Source organism: Bacillus infantis, assembly GCF_008180445.1.
GTDB classification, from domain to species: domain Bacteria; phylum Bacillota; class Bacilli; order Bacillales; family Cytobacillaceae; genus Bacillus_AB; species Bacillus_AB infantis_B.
This window is the reverse complement of the sequence record NZ_VTER01000001.1, coordinates 76,088-100,305: the sequence shown is the minus strand read 5'-3', so window position 1 is coordinate 100,305 and position 24,218 is coordinate 76,088. Positions and strand designations below refer to the sequence as shown.

Annotated in this window: 30 protein-coding genes; 22 read left to right on the top strand and 8 right to left on the bottom strand. The window is 43.2% G+C overall.

The window, feature by feature from the left end; genetic code table 11:
* The first annotated feature begins 106 nt into the window (after positions 1–106).
* Positions 107–592, top strand: coding sequence for a GyrI-like domain-containing protein (locus FZD51_RS00565; protein WP_262380579.1), 486 nt, complete (start codon positions 107–109; stop codon positions 590–592).
* Positions 593–624: 32 nt separating this feature from the next.
* Here the strand turns inward: FZD51_RS00565 and FZD51_RS00560 are convergent, their stop codons facing one another.
* Complete coding sequence (locus FZD51_RS00560; protein ID WP_148972969.1) at positions 625–870, bottom strand: DUF2164 domain-containing protein; 246 nt, start codon at positions 868–870, stop codon at positions 625–627.
* Positions 871–1,017: 147 nt separating this feature from the next.
* Here FZD51_RS00560 and FZD51_RS00555 point away from each other — a divergent pair, with 147 nt between their 5' ends.
* From FZD51_RS00555 to FZD51_RS00545, 3 genes are read left to right on the top strand one after another with little or no spacing between them, the layout of a single operon-like run.
* Positions 1,018–1,569, top strand: a complete 552-nt coding sequence (locus tag FZD51_RS00555) for a DinB family protein (protein WP_148972968.1) — start codon at positions 1,018–1,020, stop codon at positions 1,567–1,569.
* Entirely contained in the window at positions 1,566–2,021 is a 456-nt protein-coding gene (locus FZD51_RS00550) for a hypothetical protein (RefSeq protein ID WP_148972967.1), read from the top strand. The genes FZD51_RS00555 and FZD51_RS00550 overlap by 4 nt, the downstream gene beginning before the upstream one ends.
* A 9-nt stretch (positions 2,022–2,030) precedes the next feature.
* Positions 2,031–2,228, top strand: coding sequence for a hypothetical protein (locus FZD51_RS00545; protein WP_148972966.1), 198 nt, complete (start codon positions 2,031–2,033; stop codon positions 2,226–2,228).
* Positions 2,229–2,261: 33 nt separating this feature from the next.
* Here the strand turns inward: FZD51_RS00545 and FZD51_RS00540 are convergent, their stop codons facing one another.
* From FZD51_RS00540 to FZD51_RS25970, 4 genes are all read right to left on the bottom strand, one after another.
* Complete coding sequence (locus tag FZD51_RS00540; RefSeq protein ID WP_148972965.1) at positions 2,262–2,525, bottom strand: CotD family spore coat protein; 264 nt, start codon at positions 2,523–2,525, stop codon at positions 2,262–2,264.
* 125 nt (positions 2,526–2,650) lie between these two features.
* Positions 2,651–3,379: a ZIP family metal transporter gene (locus FZD51_RS00535; RefSeq protein ID WP_148972964.1), complete on the bottom strand. Its 729-nt coding sequence runs from the start codon at positions 3,377–3,379 to the stop codon at positions 2,651–2,653.
* 99 nt (positions 3,380–3,478) lie between these two features.
* Positions 3,479–3,718 (bottom strand): hypothetical protein, encoded by a 240-nt coding sequence (locus tag FZD51_RS00530; RefSeq protein WP_148972963.1) that lies wholly within the window; start codon positions 3,716–3,718, stop codon positions 3,479–3,481.
* 378 nt (positions 3,719–4,096) lie between these two features.
* Positions 4,097–4,237: a hypothetical protein gene (locus FZD51_RS25970; RefSeq protein WP_187445601.1), complete on the bottom strand. Its 141-nt coding sequence runs from the start codon at positions 4,235–4,237 to the stop codon at positions 4,097–4,099.
* Positions 4,238–4,389: 152 nt separating this feature from the next.
* Between FZD51_RS25970 and FZD51_RS00525 the strand changes: the two genes are divergently transcribed.
* The 9 genes from FZD51_RS00525 (at position 4,390) to FZD51_RS00485 (ending at position 13,084) form a co-directional block, all read left to right on the top strand.
* Positions 4,390–4,815 (top strand): MarR family winged helix-turn-helix transcriptional regulator, encoded by a 426-nt coding sequence (locus FZD51_RS00525; RefSeq protein ID WP_148972962.1) that lies wholly within the window; start codon positions 4,390–4,392, stop codon positions 4,813–4,815.
* Positions 4,816–4,896: 81 nt separating this feature from the next.
* The gene (locus FZD51_RS00520; RefSeq protein ID WP_148972961.1) at positions 4,897–6,654 is read left to right on the top strand and encodes an ABC transporter ATP-binding protein; all 1,758 of its coding nucleotides are present in this window, start codon (positions 4,897–4,899) and stop codon (positions 6,652–6,654) included.
* Complete coding sequence (locus FZD51_RS00515; RefSeq protein WP_420886200.1) at positions 6,572–8,473, top strand: ABC transporter ATP-binding protein; 1,902 nt, start codon at positions 6,572–6,574, stop codon at positions 8,471–8,473. Before FZD51_RS00520 ends, FZD51_RS00515 begins: the two co-directional genes overlap by 83 nt.
* 797 nt (positions 8,474–9,270) lie before the next feature.
* Positions 9,271–9,525, top strand: coding sequence for a DUF3949 domain-containing protein (locus tag FZD51_RS00510; protein ID WP_148972959.1), 255 nt, complete (start codon positions 9,271–9,273; stop codon positions 9,523–9,525).
* Between the two features lie 116 nt (positions 9,526–9,641).
* A complete protein-coding gene (locus FZD51_RS00505) occupies positions 9,642–10,736 on the top strand; it encodes a threonine aldolase family protein (protein WP_148972958.1) in 1,095 nt (364 codons plus the stop codon).
* A 97-nt stretch (positions 10,737–10,833) separates the two neighbouring features.
* Positions 10,834–11,370 carry a GNAT family N-acetyltransferase gene (locus FZD51_RS00500; protein WP_148972957.1) on the top strand — a complete coding sequence of 179 codons (537 nt, stop codon included), beginning with the start codon at positions 10,834–10,836 and terminating at the stop codon, positions 11,368–11,370.
* 280 nt (positions 11,371–11,650) lie between these two features.
* Entirely contained in the window at positions 11,651–12,142 is a 492-nt protein-coding gene (locus tag FZD51_RS00495; RefSeq protein ID WP_148972956.1) for a GNAT family N-acetyltransferase, read from the top strand.
* Positions 12,143–12,194: 52 nt separating this feature from the next.
* On the top strand, positions 12,195–12,389 hold the full coding sequence (locus FZD51_RS00490) for a hypothetical protein (protein WP_148972955.1): 195 nt from the start codon (positions 12,195–12,197) through the stop codon (positions 12,387–12,389).
* Positions 12,390–12,511: 122 nt separating this feature from the next.
* Positions 12,512–13,084, top strand: coding sequence for a histidine phosphatase family protein (locus FZD51_RS00485; protein ID WP_148972954.1), 573 nt, complete (start codon positions 12,512–12,514; stop codon positions 13,082–13,084).
* 23 nt (positions 13,085–13,107) lie between these two features.
* On the opposite strand, the gene FZD51_RS00480 is transcribed toward FZD51_RS00485, so the two are convergent.
* On the bottom strand, positions 13,108–13,626 hold the full coding sequence (locus tag FZD51_RS00480) for an NUDIX domain-containing protein (RefSeq protein WP_148972953.1): 519 nt from the start codon (positions 13,624–13,626) through the stop codon (positions 13,108–13,110).
* Positions 13,627–13,954: 328 nt separating this feature from the next.
* Between FZD51_RS00480 and FZD51_RS00475 the strand changes: the two genes are divergently transcribed.
* The 9 genes from FZD51_RS00475 to FZD51_RS25965 all read left to right on the top strand — a co-directional run bounded on the left by FZD51_RS00475 (position 13,955) and on the right by FZD51_RS25965 (position 20,918).
* Positions 13,955–14,635, top strand: coding sequence for an STAS domain-containing protein (locus FZD51_RS00475; RefSeq protein WP_148972952.1), 681 nt, complete (start codon positions 13,955–13,957; stop codon positions 14,633–14,635).
* Positions 14,636–15,013: 378 nt separating this feature from the next.
* Entirely contained in the window at positions 15,014–15,655 is a 642-nt protein-coding gene (locus tag FZD51_RS00470) for a pyridoxamine 5'-phosphate oxidase family protein (RefSeq protein ID WP_148972951.1), read from the top strand.
* An 18-nt stretch (positions 15,656–15,673) separates the two neighbouring features.
* Positions 15,674–15,859 carry a hypothetical protein gene (locus tag FZD51_RS00465; protein ID WP_148972950.1) on the top strand — a complete coding sequence of 62 codons (186 nt, stop codon included), beginning with the start codon at positions 15,674–15,676 and terminating at the stop codon, positions 15,857–15,859.
* A gap of 145 nt (positions 15,860–16,004) precedes the next feature.
* Positions 16,005–16,538 (top strand): RNA polymerase sigma factor, encoded by a 534-nt coding sequence (locus tag FZD51_RS00460; protein WP_148972949.1) that lies wholly within the window; start codon positions 16,005–16,007, stop codon positions 16,536–16,538.
* Positions 16,525–18,096, top strand: a complete 1,572-nt coding sequence (locus tag FZD51_RS00455) for a DUF4179 domain-containing protein (protein WP_187445571.1) — start codon at positions 16,525–16,527, stop codon at positions 18,094–18,096. The genes FZD51_RS00460 and FZD51_RS00455 overlap by 14 nt, the downstream gene beginning before the upstream one ends.
* A 122-nt stretch (positions 18,097–18,218) precedes the next feature.
* Positions 18,219–19,073 (top strand): aminoglycoside phosphotransferase family protein, encoded by an 855-nt coding sequence (locus FZD51_RS00450; RefSeq protein ID WP_148972947.1) that lies wholly within the window; start codon positions 18,219–18,221, stop codon positions 19,071–19,073.
* 62 nt (positions 19,074–19,135) lie between these two features.
* Positions 19,136–19,717, top strand: a complete 582-nt coding sequence (locus tag FZD51_RS00445; RefSeq protein ID WP_148972946.1) for a hypothetical protein — start codon at positions 19,136–19,138, stop codon at positions 19,715–19,717.
* On the top strand, positions 19,714–19,893 hold the full coding sequence (locus tag FZD51_RS00440) for a hypothetical protein (RefSeq protein ID WP_148972945.1): 180 nt from the start codon (positions 19,714–19,716) through the stop codon (positions 19,891–19,893). Before FZD51_RS00445 ends, FZD51_RS00440 begins: the two co-directional genes overlap by 4 nt.
* A 389-nt stretch (positions 19,894–20,282) precedes the next feature.
* Complete coding sequence (locus FZD51_RS25965; RefSeq protein WP_262380575.1) at positions 20,283–20,918, top strand: hypothetical protein; 636 nt, start codon at positions 20,283–20,285, stop codon at positions 20,916–20,918.
* Positions 20,919–21,131: 213 nt separating this feature from the next.
* On the opposite strand, the gene FZD51_RS00430 is transcribed toward FZD51_RS25965, so the two are convergent.
* Positions 21,132–22,832, bottom strand: coding sequence for a glycosyltransferase family 4 protein (locus FZD51_RS00430; protein WP_148972944.1), 1,701 nt, complete (start codon positions 22,830–22,832; stop codon positions 21,132–21,134).
* On the bottom strand, positions 22,829–23,887 hold the full coding sequence (locus FZD51_RS00425) for a CotS family spore coat protein (RefSeq protein ID WP_420886202.1): 1,059 nt from the start codon (positions 23,885–23,887) through the stop codon (positions 22,829–22,831). Before FZD51_RS00425 ends, FZD51_RS00430 begins: the two co-directional genes overlap by 4 nt.
* Positions 23,888–24,218 lie beyond the last annotated feature (331 nt).

Sequence of the window (24,218 nt, the reverse complement as noted above, 5' to 3'; positions counted from 1 at the left end):
AAAATGAGCTGGCTCCAGCTCATTTTTTTTGCGCAAATTTTAGTGAGTGGGGGGATTGCCTGCTCTCCTTGTCGAAATAAGGTGTGAGAAGAAAGGAGATGGCAGAATGCAGGCGAATTTGAAACATAAAAAAAGGATAGTCGAAATGGAAGAAGTATACCTGATAGGCTTTCGCGTACTTTGTGAGGGAAGCCAATATATAGATGAAATACCCTTGGCAGCTAAAAGGCTTAAGGAGAGGGTCTCCGAAATCCAAGGTGTAAAGGATAGCGGGCGGCAGATTGGCGCATTTGTTGTGAATCCTGCTTCAGAAGATGCAGATGGTTATTGGGTTGGGGTTGCAGCTGACCGAAACAATCCGGTACCAGAAGGAATGACGAGTCTGACAGTCCCGCTCCAGCGGTATGCTGCCATCCATCATCATGGGCCGAACACAGATATCCGTAAAAGCTACGAAATATTGCACCGCTGGATAGAAGCTGAAGGATATGAACGGGCAAATGACAGATGGAATCTGGAGATTTATGATTTTAACAGTGATCCAGATAATACTGATCATGTGAACGTGGAGCTATTGGATTCCATTAAGTAATGAAAGCCCGGAGTATTTCCAGGCAATCACATCTATTTTTTTATCGGGCGCAGAAGAGTGAGAATTTCTTCTTCCATTGAAGCGAATTGCTGTTCCACTAAGGTTTTGGCATCTGAAACGGCGCTGTTATAAAAATGAGGGGCGAGTGTCTGTTTTACAAAATCCAGCACCCTTTCAGCTGCAAATTCTGATATTTCTTCGTCACGCTCCTGCAGGAAAAACTCCTGGATATCAGAAATCATGGTTTGCTGCTGTTCTTTCGTCAGCTTGATGAACATATATATCACTCCTTCGGTTTGCACTTACTATAGTACATATAGCGGAGCAAATCCAAGACTGTTATTTTCCTGAAATTTATGTACAGCAGGTAGTTGGTAAAATTCTGGAATGGATTAAAAGAGATTATGAACAGAGGGGGAGTAAAAATGAATTTCAAGCTGAGTGAAGCCATGGAATTGCTGGAGCGGACACCACGGGTTTTGGAGTTTTTACTGGGAGGGCTGTCTTCTGGATGGCTTGGGGCCAGTGAAGGGGAAGGAACGTGGAATCCTGTCGAAGTGGTCGACCATTTGATTGAAGGAGAAAAGCATAACTGGGTGCCGCGCCTCAAGTTTATGCTGGAAAAAGGGGAAGAAGAATCATTCCCTCCGTTTGACCGCTTTTCCCACTTGAAAAAGGAGGAACAGACGGTCGCCCGGAAGCTTCATGAATTTAAAGAGATCAGGGCTCAAAACCTGGCTCTTCTGCGGGAACTGATGGTGACCGAAGACAGGCTGGAAGCTGCAGGAAAACATCCTGCATTTGGAACCGTGAAGGCAAGGGAGCTGGTTTCAACCTGGGCAGTGCATGACCTGACCCATCTTTCACAGATTACAAGAGTGATGGCAGAAAGATACCGGGAGGATGTCGGCCCTTGGGTGGAGTATCTGGGTATACTCAGCAGAAACCGAAATGCCGGGTTAGGAGAAGAAAAGTGAGAATCCGGAGAATGTTCTTTTCCTTTAGCCTTCTATTTCTTTTAATTGCAGCATGTCCGGCTATCGCTGGAGCGACCAAGTGGGTGAGCAGCTTTGTTGTCTGGGAAGGCTATCAGTATACAGTACAGGATGAATATATAGAAGAAAGTGAAATCGAGTCAGAAATCGGGCAAGTCACATCTTATTCAGATATGTATCCTATGGGCGGCAATTTTTCCAATGAGTTTGAGGAAGGAAGCAAATATTTCTCAATAAAAGGAGTCAGTACAGAAGAATCGATTGCAGTGGAAGCAGGGAACGGGACATACGCAAGAGCTGACAGGGATGGGGAATACACGTTTTCAGAATCTGAAGGAAATAAATTTCAGCCGCTGCTTATCCCAGGTCTTGTTATTATTTTTGTTCTTTTGATGGCGGGTACAGTTTTGGCAGAAACAAAGCTTAAGAAATAAGGAGGGACCATGTCTAAATATATCAGCATCTTTTTTCTTGGGATCGGATCCAGCATCATACTGTTTTTTATCTTTGCAAGCATTTTTGCTGACAGTTCGCCGGGGGAATTCGCCGCAGTGACTTTTGGCTGCATCATTATTATCTTAGTTTCTTTTTTGATTGCACTTTTGTATTATGTTATCGATCTGATCAAAAAATTGAAATAGGCACCCATGCAGGGCGCCTATTATTCTGGAAGCTTAAATTCTTCGGCAGTTGCGACTATTATTAGGATCCCTGCCGCAATCGAAATTTTCCACAATAGTCTCGTTCACTGTCCTTTCAGTGACAGGGAAATAATTCTCATTGCGGATGATCGTGCGGTTAACATTCACGATTTCTGTCGGGTGAATCCTTCTGATTGTTTGTGTACGTGTGTTCTTGCGGACAACTGTTTCCGTCGGGCTTACAATCGTTTTGTCAGCTGCAGCACGTTCACGGCATTTTCTGCAATTGCATCTCATGACTCCACCTCCCTCATCATGGCGCTAGATTATTTTATGATTGAGGGGCTGAGCTTGTACTAGATGAAAGCATCATCTTTTCGCTGAGGAGGGGGAAAACAGTGGTTTTAATTACGGGAGCTTTCTTAAGAAGCATGATCCAGGATAATGGATACAAGAAGCCCAAGGGAGGCGACAAGCCCTGTAACAGGACCGCTGTCTTCAAAAGCTTCAGGCATCATCGTCGAAGAGATCATGCTAATGATGCCTCCCCCGGCAAATGAAGCGATTCCCGCCATCACTTCAGCAGGAGCCCCGGCAAGAAGGCTGTAGCCTGTAAGTGATGCAATGGCAGAGATGGCGAGTACAGTGAACCAGAGCAGAAAAATCTTTGTATAGGAATATCCGCTTTTTTTCATGCCGGCAGTACTGGAAAGTCCTTCAGGAATATTGCTGATGAATATGGCCACGACTAATAGGAAGCTGACAGACTGGCCCTCGATCAAACTTGCTCCGATCATGATCGATTCAGGAATTGCGTCAATGACGGTGCCGATAAAAATGGCCATTCCTCCGCTTCCTGCAGCCATATGGCTGGACCGTTTCCGTTTATCTGCACCTCTCCGGGACACAATGCTGTCCAGGATGGTAAAAAGGAGGGCGCCAGAGAGAAATCCGATGCTTGTGGCTAGGATGCCGCCTTCAATAACGGCATTTCCAATCAGTTCATAAGATGCTGCACCGATCAGTACACCTGTACCGAATGCCATGATGAGCCCTATGATTTTTTGCGGGATAGGCAAAAGCATTGATGCCATTGCCCCCAATAAGACAGCTGATCCTGATATTCCTCCCCACAGCAGTGCATTCCACATGCCGGCTCCTCCTCATGATTGCGGCTCTTCTTAATTTCTATGTTTTAGAGTTCCCAATTGAAGGTAAATCATGCTTATTTTGGTTCAGTTGAAGGAATGTTAGGCACCTGCCAGTTTCTTGTTGTTATCCCAGTACCCTTGTATGGCTGATAATATTGAACATATATCTGTATAAACTGAAGCTGTTTCAGTACCTGGATCTATTAGGACAAATACTTTCTTTTCGTAATTTACGATGGCGTAGGGAATATTTTGCTGGTTTGAAAGGGTGAGGGTGATTACAGTCTGCGTGTATTTTTCCAGTACATTCAGCAGTTCTTTCAAATAGTCTTCTTCCAATTTCAGGACTCCTTCATTTCATTATGTCTTTAATAAAGAGAATAGCAGAGGCTGAGAAAGGCTTCCTGTTTGAATGTGTTTGGGGGATAATTTTTTGATGCACTTTTCAATATATTGCCAAAAGTTTATAACATGCATGATTATCTGGATAGCCACATTTTATTGGCCAAGACGCTCCAGACAGAAGCCGGAATAGAGGAAAAAAACCGCTGCTCAATAAACGGAGGGGAGCTTCCTGTTCTCTTGGTGTAAACAGGCATTGTTTTTAAGCGCATCACAGAGAGTATTATTAAATTTGCACTCTTACAGAAGGGTTGTCAAACCGGCAAAGAAAGGAGAGCCATTCAGGCTATCCTGATCTTTGCCTTTGTGCAGCCCTCACATATTCGTTTTTGAATTTGTATTGACTCTTCCATTTTTATTTTCTTTTTCATGCCCGTGCACCTGGTCTCCGCCGTCCCCTTTTTCCTTGGCGATCTTACCCCCAAGACTCACATTCGGAAATTCCTTTTCCGCCATTCCAATCACCTCCATATCAGTAAAATAACCAATAATAAAGGTTTTTATTTTGGAGAAGTCTGCTTGCCTTTAGCTGCTGTTTCACGTCGTTGACATTTTTGGCATTATGATATCTAATAGTATTAGATAAAATAAATAAAAAGGTGCTAATTATGGAATATAAAGATTTAGTGGATGAATTTTTCCAGAATATAAGCAAATCACCGAAGATGCCTTTCCAAAAGAAGGTCAACGATCTTTCTTATGGGGAAAGGAGTATATTGGGTTACCTGACTTTTATACAAAATGAGGTTACTTCAGGTGAACTGAGTGAAAAGCTCTGCCTTTCGACTCCGAGAGTAGCTGCCGCACTCAAAAATCTGGCAAAGAAGGAATATATCGAGCGGAACAGGGACAAAAATGACAAACGTCTCGTGATTGTTTCCATTACTCCATTTGGCAGAACTTTTGTAATGGAAGAGCATGAAGAAGCAAAGCGTATTGTCGAAAAGACCTTCAGAAAGCTCGGGGAGCATGATGCTAAAGAGTTTGTCCGTATTGTGAAGCGCATAGAAGAAATTCATAAAGAAATGGAATGATGTTCAACCGCTCAATATGGTTAAGCTGCACTTAATATCTAATACTGTTAGATAAAGAAATATTAAGGGGGAATATGGCGGATGCTTGCTATGTTTAAGCATTTTAAGGGGAAAGATTGGCTGCTTGTCCTGTGCAGCCTCGTATTTATCATTGTACAGGTCTGGCTTGACTTAAAGCTGCCTGAATATATGCATGAAATCACCATGCTGGTCCAGACAGAAGGCAGCAGTATGGGTGATGTCCTTATTCAGGGCGCTTACATGCTTTTATGTGCCATCGGCAGTATGGCTGCCGCCATGATAGTCGGCTTTTTTGCCGCACAGGTGGCTGCCGGATTTGCCGTACGATTGCGCGGAATGGTGTTTGAAAAAACAATGTCGTTTTCGATGGAGGAAATCAATGGGTTCTCAACCCCAAGTTTGATCACACGTTCCACCAATGATATAACACAGATCCAGCTGCTGATTGCTGTTGGATTGCAGGCGATTGTCAAGGCGCCGATACTGGCTGTTTGGGCAATCTTGAAAATTATGGGCAAAAGCTGGCAGTGGACTGCAGCGACCGGGATTGCCGTTGCCGTTCTTATGGTGATGCTCGCAGTCATCATTGTCATTGCGCTCCCTAAATTCAAGGTGATCCAGACTTTAACAGACAACCTGAATCGCGTGACCAGGGAAAATCTCACTGGAATCCGGGTAGTCAGGGCCTATAATGCTGAGGAATACCAGGAAGATAAGTTTGAAAAGGCAAACAGTGAACTGACGAGGACCAATCTTTTTACAGGCAGGACGATGGCGATCATGATGCCGGTTATGACATTGATCATGTCGGGAATCAATCTTGCCATCTATTGGATTGGTGCATTTATCATCAACAATGCTGCTTTGCCAGACAAACTGACCCTTTTTTCTGATATGGTCGTGTTCTCTTCTTACAGCATGCAGGTCATAATGGCCTTCATGATGCTGTCGATCATCTTCGTGATGCTGCCGCGGGCGACGGTATCCGCAAAGAGGATCAATGAGGTGCTGCAAACAGATTCCAAAATCCTTGACGGCACCTTAAAAGGGAACGATTCAAAAGCTGCAGGGGAGATTGAATTCCGGAATGTCAGCTTCAAATACCCGGATGCGGCGGATTATATCCTGCATAATATCAGCTTTACTGCCCATAAAGGGGAGACTGTCGCTTTTATCGGTTCAACAGGCAGCGGAAAAAGCACCTTGCTGAACCTGATTCCCCGCTTTTATGATGCCACAAAAGGCGAAGTGCTGGTCGATGGCATCAACGTTAAAGAATACAGGCAGGAAGATCTCCGCGATAAGCTTGGCTACGTTTCTCAAAAGGCTGTATTGTTCAGCGGCACAGTATCGGAAAATATCGCCTACGGCATCAGCCAGACAGAACCGGCCGGAAAGCTAGAAAGAGCGGCAGAAATAGCGCAGGCTTCTGAATTTGTTGAAAAAATGGAAGACCAGTATAAAGGAGCTGTTTCCCAGGGAGGAACCAATCTGTCAGGCGGCCAGAAGCAAAGGCTCTCCATTGCCAGGGCCATTTACAAGCAGCCGGAAATTTACCTGTTTGATGATTCCTTCTCGGCACTTGATTATAAAACTGACAGGCGGCTGCGATCATTGCTGAAAAAAGAAACCAGTGAAAGCACCACCCTGATTGTTGCCCAGCGGATCGGAACCATCAAAGACGCAGACCGCATCGTAGTCCTTGATCAAGGGAAGGTCGCCGGCATCGGAACACATGAAGAATTGCTGGACAGCTGCAGCGTGTATCAGGAGATTGCCTATTCTCAGCTGTCAAAGGAGGAACTGGAAATTGGCTGATAAAAAATCTAACCGCATAAGGCCAAAAAAAGGCGGACCAGGTGCCATTGGGCCGGGAGGCGGTCGAAAACCGAAGAACTTCAAGAAGACTATTAAGAAGCTGGTTTCCTATTGCAGGGCCTATCTGCCGTTTATTGTGATTGCCCTTGTTCTGGCAATGGCAGCATCCATATTCAGCATCATCGGCCCGGACCTTCTCAGCAGGATCACTGACCTGATTGCAGAAGGGCTGATGGCAGAAATCAATTTGGATGAGGTCGTAAGCATTGCTTCCATCCTCGCCTTTTTGTATGGCTTGGGTTTTCTGTTCAATTATATTCAGGGATTCATCATGGCAACAGTCACCCAGCGGGTATCCAAAAACTTAAGGAGCGATTTATCCTCTAAAATGAACCGGATGCCTTTGAAATACTTTGATTCAGGCAGCACCGGAGATGTTCTCAGCCGCGTGACAAATGACGTCGACCTGATCGGGCAAACGATGAATCAGAGCTTAAGCACATTGGTATCAGCCATAACGATGTTCCTAGGCTCGCTCGTCATGATGTTCTATACAAATTGGATCATGGCTGTCTCTGCCATTCTTTCAACATTGATCGGTTTTGTGTTTATGAGCTTCTTAATATCCAAGTCTCAGAAATACTTTGCGCAGCAGCAGGCAGAGCTTGGAAGGCTTAACGGACATATTGAAGAAATATACTCAGGGCACAGCGTGGTAAAAGTATATAACGGAGAGCCGGAAGCTAAGGCAACTTTCCACAAGATCAACACAAGGCTGTATGAAAGCGCATGGAAGTCGCAGTTCCTTTCAGGGCTCATGATGCCGATCATGATGTTCGTCGGAAATTTCGGCTATGTCGTTGTTTGTGTGGTCGGTGCAGTATTGGCTGTAAATGGTTCAATTACATTTGGTGTCATCGTTGCATTTATGATTTATATCCGGCTGTTTACCCAGCCGCTTTCACAGCTTGCCCAGGCAGCGGCAAACCTGCAGGCCACCGCGGCTGCAAGTGAGCGGGTCTTTGAGTTCCTGGCAGAAGAAGAACTGGAAAATGAAGATAATAAGAAAACGGTTCTCACAGATGTCAAAGGGGAAGTTGAATTTAAAAATGTCCGCTTTGGCTACAGCGAAGATAAAATGATAATCCATGATTTTTCTGCTCTCGCAAAAGCAGGGCAGAAAGTGGCGATTGTCGGACCGACAGGGGCGGGAAAAACGACCATTATTAACCTCCTCATGCGTTTCTATGAGGTCAATGGCGGAGAAATCCTGATCGATGGTATGCCCACAAAAGAATTGAGCCGTGAAAAATTGCGCAGCCTGTTCTGCATGGTGCTCCAGGATACCTGGCTGTTTGAAGGAAGCATTCGTGAAAACATCGTCTATTCCAGAAAAGGGGTAAGTGATCAGGATGCAGTGGAAGCAGCCAAAGCCGTTGGACTGCATCATTTTATCCAGACGCTTCCTATGGGCTATGATACCATCCTCGATGATAAAGCAAATCTTTCAGCGGGACAGAAGCAGTTAATCACCATAGCACGGGCCATGGTAAAAGATGCACCGCTCCTCATTCTGGATGAAGCAACAAGCTCTGTCGACACACGCACAGAAGTGTTGATCCAGAAGGCAATGGATAAGCTGACAGCAGGCAAAACTTCCTTTGTCATCGCCCACAGGCTATCCACCATCAAAAACGCCGACCTGATTCTCGTCATGAAAGATGGCGACATCATCGAAAGCGGAAACCATGAGGAGCTGCTTGGTCAGAATGGCTTTTATGCTGATTTGTATAATAGCCAGTTTGAGGATGCTTCTTAAAGAAAGGCTGATAGTGGGGATAGAAACTGATAGATTTTATGTGGAAATTGCACACATATCTATGCTGGCAGAACGGATTCTTCTATATATCAAATTAAAATAAACTTTGAGGCTGGCGGCAGGCTTAGTTGAGACCTTCTGAACAGAGAAAAGAGAAACAGAGGGTACTAGTCAGACGGACTAAGACCCCCTGAACAGTGAAAAAAGAAACAGAAGGTACTGGTCATGCGGACTAAGACCTTCTGAACAATGAAAAAAGAAACAGAAGGTACTAGTCATGCGGACTAAGACCTTCTGAACAGTGAAAAAAGAAACAGAGGGTACTAGTCAGACGGACTAAGACCTTCTGAACAGTGAAAAAAGAAACAGAGGGTACTAGTCATGCGGACTAAGACCTTCTGAACAATGAAAAAAGAAACAGAGGGTACTAGTCAGACGGACTAAGACCCTCTGAACAGTGAAAAAGGAAACAGAGGGTACCAGTCAGACGGACTAAGACCCTCTGAACCAGTGAAAAAAGAAACAGAGGGAACCATCCAACCGAATCCCCGTAAACAATTATCAAAATCAAAACACTATGATTGAAGCTGTTGACTAAAAAGACAGCTTTTTTTTATGCTTTTTTTAAAACTTTTTTCCATATAAAGATACCATCCTAGCTCCAACAAAAATGTCCTAAGGTTTACAAACAAATATGAAGGTTAAACAATTAGTAAAGGAAATATTTTGAAAAAAGCGAAACCTTTCCATACCGCCATTCGTAAATATAGGAAAACGACTGGAAAGGAGCTGTAAAAATGGACCGTATGATTTTTTTATGGATTGCGGGCATTTACCTGCTGATTTCATGTATTCTTGCTCCCGTTCAATATGGGTATATTAAAGAGCTGAAGAAAATGGATCAGGAGCGGAAAGCACAAGGAAAAGCCCAGGATGAGTTTTATGAGAGCATGACATTTGAAAATCAGCTGCTGCATTATAATGCTCAAGGGTTCCTATTCTGGGGAGCGAATCTGATTGCTTCATTATTTTACAGACTCAAAAACAGATAAGAATGGGAAGGGCAGCCATTGCGGCTGCCCTTTTTTCCTGGAACAGAGCATTCCATAGACCCGGCAGCCCGCTTTGGGATATAATTCTATTATTCTGAAAAGACAGGAGAATACATATGCATACTAAATCGCTTCAAGAATCATACAGCCTGGTTAAATATCCGCTCGCAGGCCATGGCAAACGGAATGCAGAAGTATTGAAAAAGGCATTTGAACAGATCAGCGGCAGCATAGAGAGTGAAATGTACGGGAAGGGGAAGGTAATCGAGGATTTCCAGGATAAAATGGCAAACCTGCTCGGAAAGGAGGCCGCTGTTTTTTTCCCAAGCGGTACAATGGCCCAGCAGATCGCTCTGCGTATCTGGTGCGACGAAAAGGGCGCTGCGAAGGTTGCTTACCATCCTTTAAGCCATCTTGAAATTCATGAAGAAGATGGGCTGAAAAAGCTGCATCATATTGAGACCGTTCTGCTCGCAGATAAAACAAGGTTGATTGAACTTGATGATGTCACTGGCATGGAAGAGGATGTTGCCTGTCTGCTGCTTGAATTGCCTCAGCGTGAAATCGGCGGACAGCTTCCTGATTACGGGACTTTGGAAAAAATATCAGCCTTTTGCCGTGAAAAAGGGACTAAGCTGCAGCTTGACGGTGCCCGCTTATTGGAAGTGCTCCCTTACTATAAAAAAACAGCCGCAGAAGTGAGTGCACTATTTGATAGTGTCTATATCTCACTTTACAAGGGAATTGGCGGGATAGCCGGTGCCATTCTTGCGGGGAGCAAAGATTTCACGGAGAAATCAAAGGTCTGGAAACGGCGCCACGGAGGCGATTTGATAAGCCTTTATCCATATATTCTTTCAGCTGATTATTATTATGACCAGCGTTCCGGTAAGATGGAAGCTTATTATGAAGAAGCAAAAGAGCTTGCACAATTATACAACAGCTGTGAAGGCATATATACTTTACCATCTATTCCGGTATCCAATATGTTTCATGTCCATTTTGAGCACCCGAAAGAAGAAATCGAACCAATTCTAATTCAAATACAGGAAGAGACAGGGATAGGTTTTACAGGAAATCTTAGAGAAAAAGACAGCCATTCCTCCTATTATGAGGTCAGCATTGGCGACTTGTATGAGGAGGTTCCAAAAGACCTGCTCAATCAATCATTCCAGCTGCTAAATGAAAAGATAGCAAAGACGTTCGAATGACTTTTTTATAGCCGCTTTTTTCGAAAATGGGGAGGATAAACCCATACTTAAAAATACGGAATTCCAAGAAGATTCTTTAGCTCAAGGAGAGATTATTTTGCTGCAAGATGCAAAGCATGCTTTCTCGATAAGGGAAGCGAAAATAGAAGATGCCAAAAGCCTTGCTGAACTTAGGGTGACAATCGACGGGGAAACGGAAAACATGGACAGGGAGAGCGGCGAGGATTTTATCAGTGAAGAAGGATTTAAAGAAGTCATTTCAAATGACAGCAAGCAGAAGACCCATCTTTTTCTGGTAGCTGAAGCGGATGGCAAACTTGTCGGCTTTTCCCGCTGCGAAGGCTCCAATTTAAGAAGAACAGCCCATAAAGTGGAATTCGGTGTATGCGTTCTGAAAGATTATTGGGGAAATGGAATTGGTAAACAGCTTCTGATTGATTCTATCAGGTGGGCGGAAGAGGCAGATATTAAAAAAATCACCCTTCAAGTACTGGAAACAAATGAAAATGCTATCCAGCTTTATAAAAGGGTTGGTTTTGAAATCGAGGGTGTATTGAGGAGGGATAAGCTGCTGTCCGACGGTAAATATTATGACACAATACTAATGGGCAGAATCTTGCAGAATCAGTTTTAAAAGAAATTCTTTCGGTTATGGAGACAGCTGGTACGATTATTCTGGCTGGGTATCTTACATATCAATTTTGGCTGGTTCTTTTTCTGCCTCATAGTGGGTCAATAAGCAGGATGTCTTGTACAGCCAGTTGCATAGCATACCCGCAGCGCTTCAGGCAGCGTCCGATCCTGCCGGAATCTCTCTATATTCTTTTCTTCATTATTTTTTTCCTGGTGTCTTGAACAGCATATAGATTGAAAAATTAACAGCCATCAGCAACTTCAGCAGAGGAGCATATAAAATGACACTTACCATCCGAAAAATGGAGGAAAATGACATAGAACAAGTACAGAATGCAGCAAAGGCAAGCTGGCACAGCACCTATGAAGGCATCATACCCAGGGAGGTGCAGGATCAATTCCTGGCTGCAGCCTACAGCAGTGAACGTATGCTGCAAAGAATTGAAAGGTCCCATCTTTTTGTTGCAGAGGCAGAAGGGCAGATTGTCGGTTTTGCCAACTTTTCACCTGTAAACAAGGAAGGAAAAGCAGAGTTGGGTGCCATCTATCTTTATTCTGAAGCACAGGGCAAAGGGATTGGAACCTCCCTCCTCAACAAGGGTATAGAAGAACTGGCCGGTGTGAAAGAGATTTATATAAATGTAGAAAAAGACAATGAAATCGGCAGGAATTTTTATCTGTCAAAAGGTTTTGAGCATATCAAAGAGTTTGAGGAGGAATTTGAAGGACATGTATTAATGACAATCCGCATGGTTTTGCGTTTGGGTAGTTAATGCCTCAAGTCTCATCCTTGTAATAAAAAACGTATAGAGGGAGGAAGGCTATATGGATCGCTTTGATTTTAGCCTGAATAATAAGCTTGTTCGAGCGTGGATGCTCATCATGCTGCCAGTTATCGCATTGGCAGCTATATTGTATTGGGTCGTCCCGGCAGATTTGTATTTTGTTCCCCACTTGCTGCTGATAGTCGCGACTAGCGGATTTTTTATCTATTCCCTGCTTAGAAAAAAGAGAAAGTGACTGTGTATGTTGAGTAACTGCCTGAAAGAGGAAAGGACAGCTATCCTTTCCTTTTTAATATTTAGTTTGCCTGATGATTAAATGGCCTATAGAGGCTCTGTAAAAAATACAAAGGAGAATCTATGAAAACATACATATATATGGTGAGGCATGGAGAGTCGCCCAAAGAAAATGAAAATGAAAGATCAAGAGGGTTGACTGAAAAAGGAAAAAGAGATGCTCAAAAGGTGTGTGAGTGCCTTCTGGATGAAGGGGTTGATGTGTTTGCATCAAGTCCTTATCAGCGTGCGGTACAGACAATCGAGGGGGCTGCAGCAAGGCTCCATAAAGACATCCATGTTTTTGAGGATCTGAAGGAAAGAGTGTTCCTGCCGGATGAAGCTATTATAAGTAAAGAGAAATTGCTGCCGCTGCTGGAGCGGTCTTTCTCCGACCCTGATTACACTTTGCCTGGCGGGGAGTCGAATAGAGCTTGCCAAGATAGAGCAACAAGAGTATTGCTTCATCTGATTCGAACAAATCAGGGCAGGAGAATTGCCATCGGTACGCATGGGGCTGTTATGACTCTTATGATGGGTAAGTTTAGCAAAGAATATGGATTGGAATTTTTATTGTGTTCCTCCAAGCCTGATTTATATAAATTGGAATTTGATGGAATCAGACTTTCCAGTGTAACCAGGCTTTGCCCTGTCTAGCTTCGCGGCCCTGAATGCCTCCATTATAAATCTGGAGGCACTGCTCTAAGCTGCCGGCTGGCCAATGAATCTTCCAGTATTTCTTCGTACAGTAAATTCCAGCCTTTATACCATAGAGAGGTTTTTTCGGGATTAATCAGCATTCTCTCTGCAGATTCGAATTTCCCTTCAAAAGGGTGGAGCAGCTCTATTTCCATGTTATAAATAGCCTGGAATCCTATCTTAGGATACGGGCTATTTTCGTTCCAAAGCGGATTTTCCTCATGGCTGACAGTGATATACCCGAGAAGGGTGCAATCTCCTTCTATATAGCCCTCTTCCCAGGCTTCCCGCCTGCAGCATTCTTCCGGTGTCTCATTTTCCTCAAGATGTCCTCCAGGGAAATCCCATCCCCGTTCATTCAGATTAACAAGCAGTAATTGATCATTATAAAAACAGAAGCTATGGATGCTGGTAATCTTATTTAATGGCGGCAATGAACTGCTTTTAGTCCAGGAAAGTTTGATCCTTGCATCTCCCCAATATACAAATATATCAGACATGAACATACCTCCTTATTCTTCTATTATAAGATGGTTATCTTTGGAAAACCATTTTAACTTGTCAAGTTTCTATGCTCTTGACCAGCCGGGTCAAACCAGCCACAATCTTTAAGTCCTTTTTCGTTTGATGAACCCCCATACTGGAAAAGGTAGGTTAAGAGGGAACAATAACCGAACCCTTCTTCATCAGGTCACAAAATAAACCTTATTAGCAGTCTATGAAGAACGGAGAGACGATTATGGAATACACCAGCATTATGAGAGAGATTACTCATCAGGTTTTCCTGGAAAAAAAACTTCGGGATATCCCCAACCTGAGTGGAAAAATGTGCTCCATCACTGTAGAAACAATCTGGCTGATATGTTTGCGGAGGCCTTTCATCCTGACAAGGAATATAGGAAGACAACAATTGGTTTTTGGGAAAATAATCTGGATCAGCTGCTAGCGGCAGGTACACCGGCTGAACTAATGATAGAGCAGGTATGTTCCTTCAGGGAGGAAACTGCTGCAAAGCTCAGAAAAATGGCCAAACAAAAAGGTTGGACTGAGGACCTTTATGAACAATGGGACAGGCAATTTCACAAAACAGCCGATGATATCATCTGCTGGACCAGCGAAAAGTCCTCTTCATTGATGCGCACTAGACTGCTGGCTGCAGAAGCGAAGGTTAAGATGCTGTCTATACCAATTATCCGGGTTTCTGACGACGTAGCGGTCATATCGCTAGTTGGCGATCTTGATCGAAAAAGGACGAATGACCTCATGGAAAAAGCGCTGCAGTACGGTGCAAGCAGGTCACTGAATTGCATGGTCATTGATTTGTCAGGTGTAGAATTCATCGATACCCGCATCGCTCATGAACTTCTCAGGACAGTCAAAGCGATTCAGATAACAGGGATGACAGTTAAGCTGACAGGGATCCGGCCGGAAATTGCCCAGACATTTGTGAAGCTTGAGGTGAATTTAAACGACATACAAGTTTTTTCAAGCCTTCATCAGGTATTATAGACAGAAGAAAAGAGAGGCAGAAACTGCTTCTCTTTTTTTTGCGGAAAATTGAATCTTTATTCTCAGCATTTCGTCTATTATACTGAATACATATACTTATCTGGAATTTTTAGACGTCTAAAAAAAGGATTATTCCTGGAATGAAGATTGGGGGAACAGGTATCAGGAACCCTAAATGGCATAACGCAGTCCTATTTTTTATCTGGATGTTTTCATTCAGTCTATTTGATGTGATTCGTGGAGATAGCATCCATTGGCAAAGGAACATAAGTATCTCAATCTGTATTACTGGAGCCAGGCTATTTTTTACATGGGCATTTACTGAAAAGAAGAGTGACAGCCAGGCGGTGCGTAAATCTGATGAAAAAGGTGATTGAAATGAATACTATTTTTAAAAATGTCATTCAAACAAAGGAAGAATTTATAGAGTTCCGTCCTGTCGTCGGGTCTCCAAGTGAAAGGGCACAAAGTAAGGTGATTCCGATAGTCGATGAACATTGCAGGGAGTTCATCCGTAAGTCACCGTTTCTAACGATGGCAACGTCCAACAGTGCTGGCGAATGTGATGTTTCTCCAAGGGGCGATATGCCGGGGTTTGTTGCTGTAATTGACGAAAAGCACTTATTTATTCCTGAAAGGCCCGGCAATAAAAGGCTGGATTCTGTCCAAAATTTACTGGAAAACCCCCATGTTGGTCTTATTTTTTTTATACCGGGGCTTGGTGAGACCTTAAGGGTTAATGGGGAGGCTTTTATAGTCCGCGATCAGGACCTGCTTGAGATGAGTGCGGTAGATGGCAAGCTGCCTTTGTTCGGAATAGGCGTCCGGGTGAAGGAATGCTATACCCATTGTGCCAAAGCTTTTATCAGGTCAGGGCTGTGGAAGCCGGAAACATGGGCGGGCAAAGAAGAGCTTCCATCTGCAGCTAAAATGATCGTCGCTCATACGAAGATACCGAATGTCACTGCAGAGCAGGTTGAAAAGGAACTGAATGAAGGCTATGTGCAGCGGCTTTATTGATCACGTGGAGATTTTCTTATGAATATTGGAGCTGGATTCATACTGCTGTTGATGGGTGCTGTTCTCCTGATAACAGGATGTTCAATGTTGAAGCGGAACCAAAAGGCAGCCTCATTAACATTGGCTGGCGCTACTATTATTCTTTGTATTTCTGTGCTTTTATTGACAGGGATCTATGATCCTTACAACAATCATATCCATTAAAAAAATACAAGTGGGATTGTGACTGTCTTGAAGAGGGCTGCTCTGCAGCTCTTTTTTTATTGATAACTAAAATTAAAGGGAACTTTTTGCAGCCGTCATTCCTCTAATTAACAAAGATACAGCAGGAAGGGGCCGGGGGAAGAGTGTGATTAAAGCCATAAAGGATTCAATTATGCTGAAAAAAATCAAGGAAAAGGATATTGATGCCGTTATAAGCTGGTTTGAGGCACGCAAATCAAAGTTTTATAAAATCGGCTGGGCATATTTAAAGAATCATCATGATGTGGAGGATGTATTCCATAATACGATTCTGAAGGTTCATGACCATATCGATAAACTGAAGCAGGACCGTTATTTTGAAACATGGGTAACTTCTATTTTCATTAATGAGTGCAGGGACATTTACCGGAGGAATAGGCGCAGGCAGCAGGAAACTGCTATCGAAGGAAAAGAGGCAGGACAGCTTCCCTCAGTCAGGCTGGAAGTGCTGGATGCACTTGGACATGTTGATGAGAAATTCAGGGAGCCGGTTCTGCTGAAATATATACAAGGATTCTCTCAGGAAGAAATTGCAGGCATTCTCGGCCTTCCGCTCGGTACTGTTAAGAGCCGTATTTATAGGGGATTGCTGATTCTTCGCAAAGAATATGGAGGTGCTGGCAGCCATGACATGCAATGAAATACAAAACTTGATGCTGGATAGCCTGGAAGGAAGACTCCAGCATGGAGACGAAAAAATATTGAAAGACCACTTGGAAAACTGCGGAAAATGTGAAGCTGAAATGATACAGCTGCAGGAAATAACGGCTGAATTGGCTGTTAGATCACAAGAAATTGACATGCCTGAAGAATTTATGCTGAATGTGGCAAAAAGGGTCAGGCTGTCAGAATCGGAAAGGAAGAAGAAAAGCAAAGCCAGCAGGATCGGCGGTTTGGCGGCAGCTGTCTGCCTTACCTTATTTGTCGGAACGGCAGCTGCCAATGGCGGATTCACTACTTTTAAAGATTGGTGGCAGAATTTCAGTACCGCAGAAAGCGGGCAGGAGCAGCAATACATCCAGTCAGGACTTGGCGAAAAGCTGGATCTTGAAGCAGAAAGCAGCGGGGTCAAAGTGAGGATAACAAGTGTGGCGGCAGATGATATCCAGACTCTGATCTATTATGAAGTAGAAAATTTGAAGACCGACGATCTTTTTAAGCCGGATTATGACGGCATTCAAGTCTTGAACGCAGATGAATATTGGGGGAATCAGGATGAACCATCATTTTCGCCCATCAGAAGCCAATTGAATCTTTATTCCGATCAAAAAAATACCTTTAGGGGAAAACTTGCTGTGGCACCAATGGATCAGCCGGAAGGAACCATTAATCTTAAAATTGTGCAGCTGGAGAAATTTATTGAAGCATCAAATCGGGATGAGGGGAAAGAAAATACACGTGAAACTTTGAAAGGGGAATGGTCATTCACGGTTCCAGTGGTAAAACACCCCAGCTTAGAATACCCTTTATCTGCCAAAACAGAAGCGGATGGGAATCCAATTATTTTTGAAAAACTCGTCATTGCTCCTACAGCGACCATGATTACTTACAGATATCAAAACACCCATAGTGATAAAATCCTTGATTATATTGCCATCGACAGTATTGAAACAGAGAATGGCCTTGTCAGCAGCCAGCTCTTCGGTCCTGGAGGAGACATATCCGGCGGTGGGTGGAATACAGTGACAGCTTCCTTCGATTCTATATACGGGGAAGAGCCAAAGGATATTAAATTACATCTGGGTGCTCTGCAATATTCAGTAGAAGAACCAAAAAGCATTGATCTTAAGGGGAAAAGCCTTCCCATCAAGGCTGAATATAAAGGAAACCGCATCTCAATCGACAGCATAGAACCCGGCAAAACGGCTCAAGTAGTCTTGACTGAGGAATTGCCGGAAAGCCGTGCATATGAAAAACTGCAATTTACAATTGAAGGTAAAGGAAGGACCTCATCAGCAGGCAATTCAGACGGTTATTTTATCGACAAAGATGGCCAGAGATACAAGGCTGACGAATACTTTATGCGTACAGACGAACTATCCGAACCGAGACTGTATACAACAAAGCATACTATTAATCTAAAAGGAGATGGAAGCCAGGAAGTGATTCCTGAACGGCTTGAAATCGAGGGCTACAGCTATACCATATTCAGCAGCAAAAACATAAAGATTGAATTGGATGGAAAAGCAGGGCGCTGACCCTGCTTTTGTTTTACAAAAAATTACTTTTTGAGAGGGTTTTTTTATTTTTAAGTCGAATTTATAAGGATAAGTATATATAAGCATGAAAATCAAAAGCTTTTGAAGGAACAGGAGAATCCATGGAACTAATACAGAACTATATTGACCGATTTCAATTAAGTGTAAAGCAAATCAGCAATGTTCCCGAGTCTTTCAGTTCCACTGTGTACAAATTAGTACTTAATGGGGGGCGGACGATATATTTGAAAATTCCCTTTTCCGCAGAGAAGCTTGAAAGAGAACTGGAAGTGCTCCGATTATTAAGAGGGCATGTCCCGGTGCCTGCAGTCATTGATCATTGGGAAGGGGATGAAAACATGGCAGGTGCACTGCTGCTTGAAGGAATCGAAGGCGAACCATGCACCCGTGGTATGGACAGGGATCTTGCCTTCGAAATTGGCAGGCACCATGCAATGCTGCATAATGCGCCGCTTCCTAAGGCATATTCCTGCTTTGATCCCAAGGAGTGGAGAGAAATGGTCAGGGAGAAATTGGAACATTTCGGCCTGCATGCCTCCAAGGTGCTTCCTGATAGTCTGCTTGAAATGTCTCAGAAGCACTTTTATAAAAGTTTACAGGAACTTCCCGCCCCTGATGGCCCCTGTATCATCCACATGGATTTCAGGCCGGGAAATATTCTCGTGAAAGACAATGAAGTGGCAGGTATCATCGATTTCGAAAGTGCCCGTTCCGGATCTCCTGAAATGGACTTTTCTAAGATAAACCGGGATGTGTGGGAACGTCATGAAGGTTCCAGGGAGGCCTATACAGAAGGCTATGAAACCTTAAGACCCATGATTGATCTGGAAAGCATCCTTCCTTTTTATAAGTTTTTTGATGCATTTTGTTCTGTCGGCTGGGGGCAGAAGAGAGGGGCAGAGAAGCATAGGGAATTTATGAGAGAGAATGAGCTGCTGCTTGCATCAATGTTTTGAAGGCTTACCTTCTCTTCAGCCTTGATTAAATTTGAAAAAGCCAGATAGAAGGAGGTCTAGCGATGAATGCCAGTGGACGTCCTTATAATATCCTCTCTTTTTTTTGTTTAACATTATTGGGAATTACGGGAATGTATCTCCTCATTAGACTGGCCATGATCATTCTGTCGGCGGCAGGCTTCGCTCTTATCGGACCAGAAGGGCAGGACCTGCAGATGGCAGCATTGGTTCCCGACTTTCTGATGGTCTTTGTGTTCACACTGGTTTCGGGAATATACTTTGAAAATAAAAGCATACCTGGGATGGCTGCAGTGCTTCTGCTGCTTATCATTCTTGTATCCATCCTGCCAAGGCTCATGTTTGCAGAAAATTATACGATTATTGAAGGTACAGATTATGCGATCACCGGATTTAGCTATGAACTGCCGCAAAAAGATTATGATGGTGTGGCCGTAAAGGTCTATAGCAGGGTTTTACCGTATGTTTATGAAGAGGGAAAAGAATTTAGAGACGATTCGAAACTCGCTGAAAAGAGCCAAAATGAACTAATTAAGATGTCATATGAAGTGGATGAGGATCATACACTGATAATTGGCAAGTTGAAAATCCCGCTGGAGTACTATGGGAAAGGAGGAGAATCATGATTTGGTTTCTTTTAATTATCATATTCCTTGTCCTTGGATTTGCCTTTCTGATCGACTGGCGCAGAAAGAAAATAAATAATAACCCGCCAAATGTCACACATCCTCATGCCAAGCCTGGCGATGATTCGAATTATATGATGGGAGACAACAGGGATCATGGGGGCTCAAATTTTTAGGTGATTATATTATAAAGAGTCTTCGTTCAAAAAGAGCTTTTTGGTACTGAGAATACTTCAGAAGGGAAATAAACTCCCCAAAAAATATAGAATTCAATCTCGGCATCGTTTTGATGCTTTTTTTCATGCTTCTGTTTTGGCAGGTCAGCTCTTAGGCAGCAGGGGCATTTGTCCAATTTTTATATAAAGACGTAACATGAGAAAGTTGTCCTATATCAAGTTTTTAAGAGAAACATATTCTAATACTAAGGATTCAGAAACTCTGATGACAATTTTGGACATGTATAATCAAAAGCTTATTGGTATTAAACAAGAAAGCTCCAAGGGAGGAAAGAGAAATGTCAAAAGAAATTGTAAAGGCCAAAATCAAGATCGAGTTCAAGGAGGGAATGGAACTGAGTGAAAACTCAACCTATGAAGATGTGTTGAGCTTTCTGTCAGGTTCAATGAACAATGAAGCTGTCGGGGAAGTCACTTTAAAAGTTGAATTTGAAGATGGAACTGAGACAGAATTTGAAAGAGATGGTGAAGAAGAAGACTTAGCAGAAGAAGATGAGGATGAGGATGAAGATGAGGAAGAAGACGAAATAGACGAAGACGAAGAAGAAGATGAAGACGAAGATGAAGACGAAGACGAAGACGAAGAAGAAGAAGAAGATGAAGACGAAGAAGAAGATGAAGAAGACGAAGATGAAGATGAAGATGAAGATGAAGATGAAGATGAAGATGAAGATGAAGATGAAGATGATGAAGACGAAGATGATGAAGAAGACGAAGATGAAGATGAAGATGAAGATGAAGATGAAGATGAAGATGAAGATGATGAAGACGAAGATGATGAAGAAGACGAAGATGAAGATGAAGAAGATGAAGACGAAGATGATGATGATGATGATGATGATGACGACGAAGATGCTCAGCTTGTTGATACAGAAGCTGCCTCATCAGGAAATGATGCAGAGAACAAGCGAATCAGAAGACGTAAGCTCATTGAGACTTTCATACTTGACCGAATGGCACTATAATATTAAACATACAAGACTTGGCCTGCCCCAGCTGCTTACTGCTGGGTGTCCGGTTTTTGTTACTATCCAAAAGACGATTGAAGAATTGTAATGTAATTAAGATTGAAAGCAATCCTCCTTGGCAGCATTAAGCTAAGGAGGATTATTCTATTTACTTATATATGCAGACCCAAATAGCCCGCCTTTTAAATACGGCGGGCAATAAAGTTATTCTTACCTTCGATTAGTACTTCTTTCTTTTTTTACTTGTTCTTCCTTGAGACGGTCCAGGGTCGTTTTTGCGGATTCCCTGATCCATTCTTTGACAATACCCCTAAGCCTATCGTTTTTTGTTGTCTCTTTTGTATGTGGCTGTTCGGAATTTACTTTGCCTGCTTTTGAATTTACGGGGGAGACGGCATCATTTACTGTCTCTTTCATATTCATCTCTGAAAGATTGTCTTTTTTGTTTCTTTTTTGTTTGTGATTTGGATCATGTTTTTCCTTTTTCATAGATTCATCCTGCAATAGCTGAAGGAGTTCTCTGCTGCTTCGCTTACTCTTGGCAGAATCCATACTTCCAGGGCTGGTTTTTTTCTGCTTCTGTTTTACCGGCTTTTCTTTAAGAGGTTTTTTCCTTTCTTTTTTATTTTCAAAGGAAGTTTTTTCAGTCAGGGGTGCAGCTTCGTTATGATCTTGGGCAGAATTTGTGATTTCCCTTACTGAGGTATTGGATGGAGTTTCCTGAAGCACCGGAATTGTCCCTGCTTCTGGTGCTGCACCATAAGTCGTGAATTTTGTTCTCTCCCAGATGCCAAGCAGCTCAGAGGCGACCCTCGGCCATTCATATTGAGATACAGCCAATTCTCTCCCTTTTTGCCCCATTTTCTTCATCAATGGTTTGCTGGAAAGAATATTAGAAATTTTTTCTGTAAAACAGTCAGGATCTTCAGGATTTTCAACAATCAAGCCATTTTCACCTGGTAATATAACTTCCGGATTGCCTCCCCGTGCGGTAGTGACAATAGGAAGGCCAGCAGCCATCGCTTCATAATGAACCCGCGCAAGCGGCTCCTGCCATTGGGAAGTACAGACGAACATGTCTGCGGCTGCAAACCAATTATGAATTTCGCTCGGTGCGACAAAACCTGTTGTCACAACAGGTATCGGGAGTTTACTTGCCAATGCCCTGACATAGGCCACATAATCTGTGATATGGTTTTGGCTGAACCAATTGCTGCCGACAATAACTAAAGCGAGATCCTTATATTTTTGCGAAAGTTGTGGCAGCGCCCTGACCAGCCTGTCAACACCTTTGTTGTTGCTGAGCCGCCCGGCAAATAAAAGAACGGTTTTGTTTTCAAGCCCATGAGCATTTCTGAGTTCGTTTCGGATTTTCTGCATTTTTGGATGATTTCCTGGCAGGAAGCGCTGGGTATCTACTCCTGAATAAATGGTTTGCAGCTTTGGCGCAGCCTGAGGATAAAGATCCTGAATCACATTACCGATATAATTGCTGACCGTAACAATATTTGAAATCTCTTCTAGTGCTGCCGCAGCTTCTTCGGGGGCTATTTTATCAGGACCGAACATATCATTATGCATGCTCAAGGTAATTTTAGCCTGAGGGGCCGCTTTTCGAACGGGAAGGATCAGGCGGGGCCTGTTAAAGACGTGGATCAGGTCAAATTGATTTTTTTCAATATAGCCAACTACTCCGTCACGATAAAGGTCAAATAATTTGCCGGGAACCCGCACATAATGAATGCCGTCCAGTGTTTCCTGATCGGGAAGGGAAGGATCGCTGATTCCAAGGACAGTAATATCATGATGTTTTCCTATATGAGGAAGGACTCCGGAGATATAGGTTTGTATTGCCCCGCCCAGAACAGGAGGAACAGGAAGTTTCTCCGTACAGATCATTAATATTTTCATAGTGATTGGGCTCCCTTCCAGTCATTTTGAATTTCCTCCAGCACAGGCCATTTCGTCTGGTCTGTGTCCAGGATTGTCTGTATTAGCTGTGTTGTTTGTTCATTCAGGAATAATTCAGGTTCATATACTGCTTCCTTTAAATTCTTATAAAATTCATTAGGCATGGAAAGATCTATCAATAACAGGTCATATAGTTCAGGAGATATTGGGTAAGCTTCGTGATAGGCTTTGATCATTTCCCTCACCCATGTAATATCCCATCTGTACAAATCTGCCATTGAACCTGTTATGAGCTTTCTTAAATCACGGATTGGCAAATCATATGCAACTCCGTCAAGATCAATAATCCACATCCCCCCCGAACCCATTTGGCCATTAGACCAGCCGTAGTCCTGATGCACAAGCCCCCAGAACTCATTCCCTTGTGCTGCAAGATCGGCATAAGCTGAAGATTTTAGCTTTTCTATTCCCTGCTTAGCCTGTTCTTCAAAATGACCGACTGCGTTTTTTAAACTTTCGCTAGCCGGCATCTCTTTATAAGCAGCAGCTATATTCCGGAGCCAGTCCATTTTGTTGAGGACTTTCTGGTAGCTTTTCGGCCATTTTAAAACTCTTGAAGCAATTTCAGCAGATGGCGGGGGAGTATATCCCTTGCTTAAGCGATGGAACTCTCCAAGTGCATAACAAAGCTGCCTCGCACCCTCCAAATCCTTGGTAACAGGCGCCAGGGGCTCTATCCACTCCGCTGCAAACCAGAGCTTTCCTCCTGCTTCAACATAGTTATGCCCTTCTCTTGTTTTATAGATGGGCGGTACCCTGGCATCCTGGACATCAACCAAGTACTCCTGGGCTCCGAGGCTGAACAGGCTCCTTGTGGGTCTTCGGTGCAAAAGCTTTAAGCTTTTCGGGCCAGAGCCGGTTTCAAGCTTCCATATGGCTCCGCCTTTATCCGGCTTCGTTGTGACCACCGTAATGCTCTGAACGGAAAGATCGTAGGATTTTAGAACCTCGGCAGCAAGCTCGTTAATATATTCTGGAACAAAGAATTCATGCATGGATTCAGTTACTTCCCATGGGACAATTTCTATCCTTTCCACGCTATCCCTCCTAAAATTAAAAAGCAATTTCCCTCAAAATTAATAACGAAAGAGTTTCTTTTATAAGCTCCTGCCCGGTGTTTTACCTTTGTTGGATTTAAGCAGGGTCATTTGTAGGGAGAGTACTTTTTACTAAATTATGATTTTAAAAGATTTTTGTATAGGACAGCTCCCCCGTTTTTTAAGAATATTCACCAATTTTTTGTACGCCTGTGCTATCCCACATGCGAATTAGTCTGTTATGTCATAGAAATAGATAACAAGTATGATGAGATTCTTAGGAAAGGAG